Origin of the sequence: Clostridium lapidicellarium (genome assembly GCF_041224415.1) — a bacterium.
GTDB classification, from domain to species: Bacteria; Bacillota; Clostridia; order Clostridiales; family Clostridiaceae; genus Clostridium_B; species Clostridium_B lapidicellarium.
Genome location: NZ_JBGFFE010000044.1, coordinates 1 through 8,530, shown reverse-complemented (window position 1 = coordinate 8,530; position 8,530 = coordinate 1). Strand labels below are relative to the sequence as shown.

The window sequence follows — 8,530 nt, the reverse complement described above, 5'->3', positions numbered from 1 at the left end:
CAGCACCCCTATCTGTATGATTCCACCGTCTGAATTCTTCACAGCGCCATATTTGTAATAGCTATTACGCTCGTTACTTTTCCTTATGGCTTCCATCAGCACATTTTTTCCACCATTTAGTACATTATATGCAGATTCCTTTTTTCCATAGACATGTCCTAAACTGGCGGGTAGATTTGAATATATCACTTTTCCGGAAGGATCTGAAACATTTATCTCATCTACCTGAAATTCTCTGGCAAGAACAGTTAGATAATCATCATTCACCTTATCGTTGTTGTCCTTTATAAAATTTGATAAAGTAATTATCCTGGTTTCTATGGATTCGTTCAATGTCTTTTCAGAATCAAGATCGTTAGCTACCCTGCTGGACATTTGGCTGGACAGCATTATGCTGTCATTTTTCATCTGAGACATAACTTTACTTCTAGCTATTCCTATTGATACGGAAGATATCACTAAAATGGTTATAAATATTATAATTATGGGTACAAATAAGATTTTAAATTTTAAGTTGTTAGTTTTATTTTTGTAGTTTTTCATGCAAATTCAACCTCCTCACCTGTATGTTATCGTACACTTTATAAATTTATTAAATGAATACGTTTATTTTTGGAATACGCTCATAAGAACAATAAATTTTCTTCTGTTAAATGTTATACAAATTAAAATGTTTCAGCTTCAGATGGAGTGGATCTGTCCAAATTCAATGTAGAAACTAGCATAAAAGAAGATGGTTCCATTGATATGGTAGAATTCATAACTTATAATTTTAGCAAAAAATACAATGGAGCTTACAGGGACATATCTACTAGGAATACAGGTGGTATGTACAATGCAAAAGTGTACTATGAGTCCAGAACTGGAGAGGAGATACCTCTTAAAAAGGTAAATAATGCTAAAAATGGGGACAGCAATGTATTTGAAATATTAAAACAGGATGCAGATCTCTATAGGATCAAAATATATTCCCCCTCAAAGGATGAAGAGAAAACTTTCAAAATAACCTATACCATGAAAAACGCTGCCACAAAATACAAGGATACAGGTGAATTTTTCTACGAATATTGGTCCGATTACAATGAAACTGAAATAAACAATCTAAAAATTCACATCAACATCCCCAATATTGCAGAAAATAAAGATATAAAAGCCTATTGCCACACTGTTTCAGGTGGAAATGTATCTGTCAAAAATAGGAGTGTGGACTATAGCTTTCCCCATGTTAATTCAAAAGAAATGGTAGAAACCAGAGTACTTTTTCCGGCAAGTTCAATTCCACTGTCTTCAAAGATAAGAAACGAAAATGCCCTGGACAGAATCCTAAATGAAGAGGCAGATTACAGGGAAAAACAACAGCAGAAAATGGTCCGTGCCCTCATCATAAAAAAGATATTTAATTATACAAGTATGATCTTAGGACTTTTTTTTATCATATCCATGTTCCTTATATGGAAAAAATTCAGAAACAATCCTGAGGATATATACAACATATACTCTCCTCCAGAACTTCCTGAAGAATGTACTCCTGCAGCAGCAGCTTACATGGTAAATAGAGTTGTAAATGGAAGGACAATATATGCTACAATACTTGATTTATGGAGAAGAAGTTACTTGACCATTGAAAAATTAGAACCTGAAAACGGGAAAGATAAAATTGATTTCTCAATTAAAAAAATTAGGAAAGCAGCACAGGAACTTTTAAAACATGAGAGATATTTTATAAACTGGCTATTCGACATACTTGGAAATGGTGAAAGTGTCAATACGTCGTCTATAAAAAAATCGAGTAAAAGTTCTTCTTTTTATCACCATTTTCAAAAATGGTCAAAACTTGTAGTAGAAGAAGTAAAATCAAGAAATTACTGTGATAAAAAAGCCAACAGTACCGGAAAATGGCTAATTATATTTTCCATTGTATCTCTGATTTTCAATGCTTATTTGGGAATATTCAATTTGCTTGTATCCATATTTGTAATGATCTGCGGTATATATTATTGTACTAAAAGAAGTCCTTACGGGCAATCTCAATACAATAAATGGATCAAATTTAAAAACTACATTAAAAATGCAGATTTTACTTATAATACTGGTACAGATTACATAGAATCTTATATTCCCTATGCAGAAGCCCTGAACATGAAGAATAGCACTATGTCAGGAATTATGACCTCATTTCAGAATCCTTCACAAAATATGGGCTGGGTATATTATTACCTTCTCTTTGACAGTATGAATTTGAATAAAAACGAAAATTTCAATTACTATATATACAATTCTTTTGGAACCGGAGCTTCTGGAAGTTCAAGTTCTGTTTCAGGTAGTTCAAGTTCAGGCAGTTCTGGAGGTGGAGGTGCTGGAGGATTTTAATTTCTACAGATTTATTAATATTGGCTACTGTTTTCTCACACAGTCAACCACTTTGTTTATATTATCCTTTCTCGTAAAATCCACTGGCTTGTCATAAATGGCAAGCATACCTTTTTCATCCTCCGTCAATTCCTTTTTCCCTTTTATCTTCCATTTCAGCAGTGTCATAAGTATTTTGTCAAAAGTCTTCAATTTACTATAATCAAAACCGCCTCTCATGTAAAAGAAATGTATATGTTTCTGCTGTTCCAGAGTAAAATTTTTATTTCTTATTTCATCTGTTGTCTCTTTTCTCTCAGGAGATGCACCGGTTGCAAACACAATTATCTTCTTACCCTTGAGTTTATCCAAGTTTTTCAATATAAACTTTATTCCATTGATGCTGACAGCATATAATCCTCCACCATAGATAACAGTATCGTAACCTGTCAGCATACCAACAGTGACTTTTTCAAATTCAAAAATATCAGCGGACAGTTCTTCCGCAAGCCATGCCGCATATTTTTTCGTAAAACCCGTTTTCGACTTGTATATCACCACAATTTTCATTATTTTCACCCCTCAGTATATAAATGCACATATCTAGAAAATATTATTCAATTATACCATAGTGATTTGGACACAAATTGCAGTACCTGTACGGGTTTCATAAAAGTACTTGAATTTGAAAAAACATTCAATAAAAAAAGCATCCAATTCTGGATAGCTAATTTTATTTATATTAGTTTATAATTTTTCAAACAGCTGCAGCCGGCTGCCCATTTATATATCTGAAAACATCTTTATATATTCCGGAGAAAGAGGCTGCACATTGTCAAGTATATCATCTACTATTTCATCGACATTGTCGTCTGTAATTTTTATACCTTCCATATCATCCTTTTCATCCTTAATCATATTTTGTTCTTTAAAGTTCTGCTTTTCATATTCACTGCCCATGCCCTGCAGCTTGCTGACAAACTTGTCATACTGATTCTTGTAAATTTTTCTGTAGCTGTCATGCTCCAGAGATTCCGAGTTATTTATACACCTGTTTGACAAATAAATACTGTTTTCAGAAAACATGAGATTGCCATATACATAAGCTCTAATGCAGGGTTTTCCATCACTCGCAGGTAAATTTAATTTCTTATTTTCCTTCTGATGTATATTGAATTTGTAATCGGATTGTCTTCTCTGCAGATAGCATATGGAATCCAATTGTGCTAATTTTTCACTTACATGCTCGGATACGTCTGACTTAAATTTTTTAATGGTATTTTTTACTGTAATACCCATATTATCTCTCCTTATTAATATTTTTTAATGGTTACACTTACTATTATATCACTTATAGCCTCAATTCTCATAATTAGACCAAATTATAGGTTGTACCAATTTATTTTGGTTGATATTTAAAGTATCAGCTATATATTTTTTATATTAGAATAAAAAGTTTCTCTAAGTAAAAACTATATTGAGGAGGTGTTTTTATGGCAAAATCAAGGTCTGATAAAACCAAGGATACAAAGCAGAAAAAAGGCAAAAATAGACATTCCATGGGTAATAGTGAATTTGAATCAAAAACACATTGGAAAGTTTACAGCAGTGAAAAAGGCTATCAAATCTGCGGAAGGGGTACCCACAATGACCAGTAATTTTTATTTTTAGAAAACAAGGAAAAAATGGGAAATTCCTTTTAGAAAAATCATACGAATCAATTCATGATTTACTTTGATAATAACTTATAAGTGATCTAAATCTATATATACTTTTTCTCCACTTTATGGGAAAATGATAATTTAAGTAAAACAGGTGTTATGATTGTAGTTAAAATTACAACAATTAAAGTTGGAAGAAATATTTCCTCCGTAATTATTCCCTTCTGGAGACCTATGTTGGCGGTGATTATGGCAACTTCTCCCCTTGAAATCATGCCGATTCCAATTTGAACAGATTCACTCCTGCTCATTTTGAGAAGCCTTGCAGCACCGCCGCATCCAACAAGTTTTCCAACTACTGCTATGATAAACATAATTAGGGTGATAAAAAATACATCCATGTTAATTTCCTTTAGGTTTGCTTCAATTCCAATGCTGGCAAAAAATATAAGAGATAAAAATCCCGACGAGATTGACCTCACATTCCTTTCCAGATATTCCCTGTGAAGAGATGATGAAAACATGAGGCCGCATATATATGCACCGGTAATAGAGGCTATACCCAAGACCTCGGCAATATACGCCGCTAACAGGGCTGAAGCTATGGAAAATGTAAGCAGCTCTCTGCCAGGTTTTATATGTTTCTTGAATTTATTCATAAATTTAGGCAGATACACTACTCCAATTATGGCAAAAATGCAAAATAAAATTATTTTTGCAAATACATACACAACTGATAATATTCCTGCAGATCCGGAGGTTTGGGCTGCCGCAAGAACCACGGATATAAGCATAAGTCCCAATATATCGTCTATAACCGCCGCACCGAGAATATTTATACCAGTTCTCGTATTTAACTTTCCAAGTTCTTTAAGGGTTTCTACTGTAATACTCACACTCGTAGCAGTTAGAATAACCCCAACAAATACATTTTCTAAAAAATTATCAAAAAATAGATATGCACTTAAAGTTCCAAGTACAAGTGGAAGCACTATGCCCCCTACTGCAATCACAAGCGAAGAAAATCCCGCCTTTTTAAATTCTTCCACATTGGTTTCAAGACCTGCAAGAAACATAAGCATAATTACTCCAATGTCTGCCAGGAGCTTGATATTATCATCATACTGCACAATATTCAATACAATTGGACCAAGTACAACACCTGCAATCAACTCTCCTAAAACTTCCGGCATCTTAAACTTTCTGCTTATAATACCCCCTGCCTTTGTAAATATAAGAATCAGCACAATATTAAGCAACATCTTTTCCATATACAATTCCTCCTGGACAAAAAAATAGAAAGCCCCTAAAGGAACTTTCCACCCTGAAAGTCATATTCTCTTGAAATCAAATCACTTGATTCAACCGACAGTAAATAGCTCAAATCTATAGACACATTATGCTAATAATTATAACATATCTAAAAATATTATACAATAATTTAACATATATGTATTATGTTATTATGTCTTATCGGCCCATCTCTGTTTTTAAATCTTCTCAATTATAATTTTTTACAGACATCCTCAGCCCATTTTTTAGCTTTTTCTATATTTTTTTCTGTATCATTCTTAAGGAGGTTCTTGAATTCGATTTCGCCTACAAAATCATTTCCTTCAAGTTCGCTTTTCATATTTTCAAAAGTCTTCCCGCTGTTTCCGCCGCTGCAGTTGAATAAAGCTATTTTCTTGCTTTTCAAATTTGTTTTTGCAAAAAAGCTTCTGATGGCAGGAGTAAAATTTCCGGCCCATACCGGGGTTCCAATAAACAGGACGTCATAATCCTCGGCTTTTACATCATAAGGCATAAGTTCCGGTTTTTCCTTAGTTATAGATTTCTTGCCCCCTATAAGATATCTCATTTTGCTTTTGGGATTTATATCTTTTTCTGGCTTTATCTGCAGTATGTCGCCCGACACAGCCTTTGAAACAGCTTCAGCTATTAATTTCGTGTTCCCCTCAAGAGAATAGTATACAACGAGAATTTTATTTTCCATAACAGAATTTACCTCTTTTCCATTTATTAAAAATTCTTTTATCTACATATTATAACAAGTATTTCAAAAAATCCATTTAAATTCAAAAAAAGGCCTTTATATTTACAATAAGGTCTCTTTTTAACATTGAATTATGATTTTATTTTTTTAAAAGCACTTTGTCTACTATTCCATAATCTACAGCTTCGTCTGCAGACATGAAATAATCCCTTTCCGTGTCCTTTTCTATCTTTTCAATAGGTTTGCCTGTTCTTTCACTGTATATTCTATTCATTTTTTTCTTAGTTTCCAGCAGCCACCTGGTACGAATTTCTATATCCGTAGCCTGCCCCTGCATTCCTCCATACACCGATGGCTGATGTATCAATATATCACTGTTGGGAAGTGCATATCTCTTTCCCTTTGTACCTGCTGTCAGTAAGAAAGATGCCATACTGGCGGCCATACCAATGCATATAGTTGACACATCCGGTTTTATATACTGCATTGTATCATACACCGCCATCCCTGCAGTGATGGAACCTCCCGGGCTGTTTATATAAAAACTGATATCTTTATCAGGATCCTCGGACTCAAGATACAATAACTGTGCCACAATGACACTTGCCGCTGCATCTGTCACCTTATCATTCAACATTACTATCCTGTCCTTTAAAAGCCTGGAATATATATCATAGGATCGATCTCCTGAATTTGTATGTTCAACAACAACTGGTACATAACTCATCAAACCACTCCTTTACCATAATTATGCCGCCATAAAAGCAATACCATTGTTCAGATTCTTTCTAAATTTTCCGGGAGGTGTTCCATAAAGCCTTTTAAACGCCTTTGTAAAAGATTCTTGCGAACTAAATTGATATTTCAACGCTATATCCACAATTTTGCTGTCCGTATTTACAAGTTCTTTTGCAGCTTCTTCAAGTCTCCTTTCCCTTATATATTCGGCTACAGATTTCCCTGTAACAGCATGAAAGATTCTATGAAAATGAAACTTCGACATGAATACTCTCCCTGCAATATCCTCAAGCCCTATTTTTTTATCTAAATTATTATTTATATATTCAATAGACTTTCTAACACAGACATTATAATTCATTTAAGATCAGCTCCCTTCTCTTGGGCTTTTCTTTATATTATATATCAACAGCAAATATAAATCCTGTCTTTTTTTGCTCCTATACCATAAAAGTATTGTAAAAGCAGTTCAGCTTTTTCATCATCCTAGTCAAAAAAAGATATTGTGAAGTTTAAGCTCCACAATATCCTTTATTCCTTCCTAATATAATTTTCACTGCTTTAATCCTTACAAAACAACTCGTTAAATTCCTATTTGTCTTGATATTACTTTTAAATAATCTTTATTTCAAATTTTAAGAAGATCACGTATTATATAATTTCTGCAAAAATTTCACGTATATTTCCATCTGGGTCAGCAAATAGTGCTGTTCTTTGATTCCAAGGCATATCTTGTGGTTCATGAATAGAAATTGCTCCTTTGGAGATTAACTTCTTAAATGATTCATCAACATCATTAGGATTTTCACATGGAAAAGCGAGTTCAAAGCCCTGTCCAGATGACTTTTTCCTATATTCGCTACTATACACATACATAACATCTCTCATACAATAGCAAATCTTACTCCATCGTTTTCAAATTCAACATAATTACCAAGGTTCAATTCTAAACTCAAGAACTTGATTGTAGAATTTTTTCATTTTATCTATATCATTTGTCCAAATTGTAATAAGATTAATTTGTGCTTTCATCATATATTTTCCCCTTTTCTTAATTTGACTTGGAATTCATTTACATAAACCACATTTCTTATAGATATCTAAAATTATGGGCTGCTTTCCTGCAATATACGAGTCTATATCTTCTGGATATTTCAAAGCCATTTCTTTTTTTATTGAACTATATCTACACCTATCTTCTTTATGCTGTCTTAAATAATCTCTAAATGTTATATGCCAATGCAATTTCTCATTGTCTTTATCACATACATATAAATGGTGTGCCATTAAATGTAATTTATTTTTATAAGCAAATGTTTCTCTGCCAGATATGCCTAAATTTCCTTCATATATATATCCAATAGACTCTNTAAATGGTGTGCCATTAAATGTAATTTATTTTTATAAGCAAATGTTTCTCTGCCAGATATGCCTAAATTTCCTTCATATATATATCCAATAGACTCTAATGCTTTTTTTACTTCTTCAAAATTTTTGTCAATCACAACATCTATGTCAATGATTGGTTTTGCCGCCAATCCCTCCACAGATGTACTTCCTACATGCTCAATTGAATTTATTTTTCCAGATAAAACTGCTAATAATTCACATTTTATAAGTTCAAATTCATTTTTCCATTCTGGATTATAATCTTCCACTATTACATGTTTAGTTCTCATTAAAGTCTCCTCCAATAAATTTAATATTCATATTACTCAATTTTAATTCGGAATTTATTTATTATGGTACTATGTCAAGAAAAAGCACAAATTAAAATGGGAAAATT

The 8,530-nt window shown here is 32.9% G+C and carries 8 protein-coding genes, 3 pseudogenes and 1 other annotated feature; of the genes and pseudogenes, 2 read left to right on the top strand and 9 right to left on the bottom strand.

Annotated features, from left to right (window positions below; all coding sequences use genetic code 11):
- Positions 1-543: pseudogene (locus tag AB8S09_RS15570) on the bottom strand (methyl-accepting chemotaxis protein); the annotation flags it as partial.
- A gap of 147 nt (positions 544-690) precedes the next feature.
- Between AB8S09_RS15570 and AB8S09_RS15565 the strand changes: the two are divergent.
- Positions 691-2,370, top strand: coding sequence for a DUF2207 domain-containing protein (locus tag AB8S09_RS15565; RefSeq protein WP_294185210.1), 1,680 nt, complete (start codon positions 691-693; stop codon positions 2,368-2,370).
- Positions 2,371-2,394: 24 nt separating this feature from the next.
- Here AB8S09_RS15565 and AB8S09_RS15560 read toward each other — a convergent pair whose 3' ends face one another.
- Both AB8S09_RS15560 and AB8S09_RS15555 read right to left on the bottom strand, forming a co-directional pair.
- On the bottom strand, positions 2,395-2,919 hold the full coding sequence (locus AB8S09_RS15560; protein ID WP_294185211.1) for a flavodoxin domain-containing protein: 525 nt from the start codon (positions 2,917-2,919) through the stop codon (positions 2,395-2,397).
- A 213-nt stretch (positions 2,920-3,132) separates the two neighbouring features.
- Positions 3,133-3,648, bottom strand: a complete 516-nt coding sequence (locus tag AB8S09_RS15555; RefSeq protein WP_294185213.1) for a hypothetical protein — start codon at positions 3,646-3,648, stop codon at positions 3,133-3,135.
- Positions 3,649-3,842: 194 nt separating this feature from the next.
- On the opposite strand from AB8S09_RS15555, the gene AB8S09_RS15550 reads away from it, so the two are divergent.
- Complete coding sequence (locus AB8S09_RS15550; protein WP_294185215.1) at positions 3,843-4,007, top strand: hypothetical protein; 165 nt, start codon at positions 3,843-3,845, stop codon at positions 4,005-4,007.
- Between the two features lie 104 nt (positions 4,008-4,111).
- Here AB8S09_RS15550 and AB8S09_RS15545 read toward each other — a convergent pair whose 3' ends face one another.
- From AB8S09_RS15545 to AB8S09_RS15520, 6 genes and pseudogenes are all read right to left on the bottom strand, one after another.
- On the bottom strand, positions 4,112-5,281 hold the full coding sequence (locus tag AB8S09_RS15545; protein ID WP_294185217.1) for a cation:proton antiporter: 1,170 nt from the start codon (positions 5,279-5,281) through the stop codon (positions 4,112-4,114).
- Between the two features lie 42 nt (positions 5,282-5,323).
- Positions 5,324-5,377 (bottom strand) — a sequence feature (sodium ion sensor (DUF1646 type); this cis-regulatory element may regulate processes involved in with the transportation of sodium ions).
- Positions 5,378-5,514: 137 nt separating this feature from the next.
- The gene (locus tag AB8S09_RS15540; RefSeq protein WP_294185219.1) at positions 5,515-6,006 is read right to left on the bottom strand and encodes a flavodoxin family protein; all 492 of its coding nucleotides are present in this window, start codon (positions 6,004-6,006) and stop codon (positions 5,515-5,517) included.
- Positions 6,007-6,145: 139 nt separating this feature from the next.
- Positions 6,146-6,733 carry an ATP-dependent Clp endopeptidase proteolytic subunit ClpP gene (gene clpP / locus AB8S09_RS15535; RefSeq protein WP_369869521.1) on the bottom strand — a complete coding sequence of 196 codons (588 nt, stop codon included), beginning with the start codon at positions 6,731-6,733 and terminating at the stop codon, positions 6,146-6,148.
- A gap of 21 nt (positions 6,734-6,754) precedes the next feature.
- On the bottom strand, positions 6,755-7,105 hold the full coding sequence (locus AB8S09_RS15530; RefSeq protein ID WP_294185222.1) for a helix-turn-helix transcriptional regulator: 351 nt from the start codon (positions 7,103-7,105) through the stop codon (positions 6,755-6,757).
- A 290-nt stretch (positions 7,106-7,395) separates the two neighbouring features.
- Positions 7,396-7,776, bottom strand: a pseudogene (locus tag AB8S09_RS15525) (VOC family protein).
- A gap of 36 nt (positions 7,777-7,812) precedes the next feature.
- Positions 7,813-8,423, bottom strand: a pseudogene (locus AB8S09_RS15520) (GrpB family protein).
- Positions 8,424-8,530: the final 107 nt, after the last annotated feature.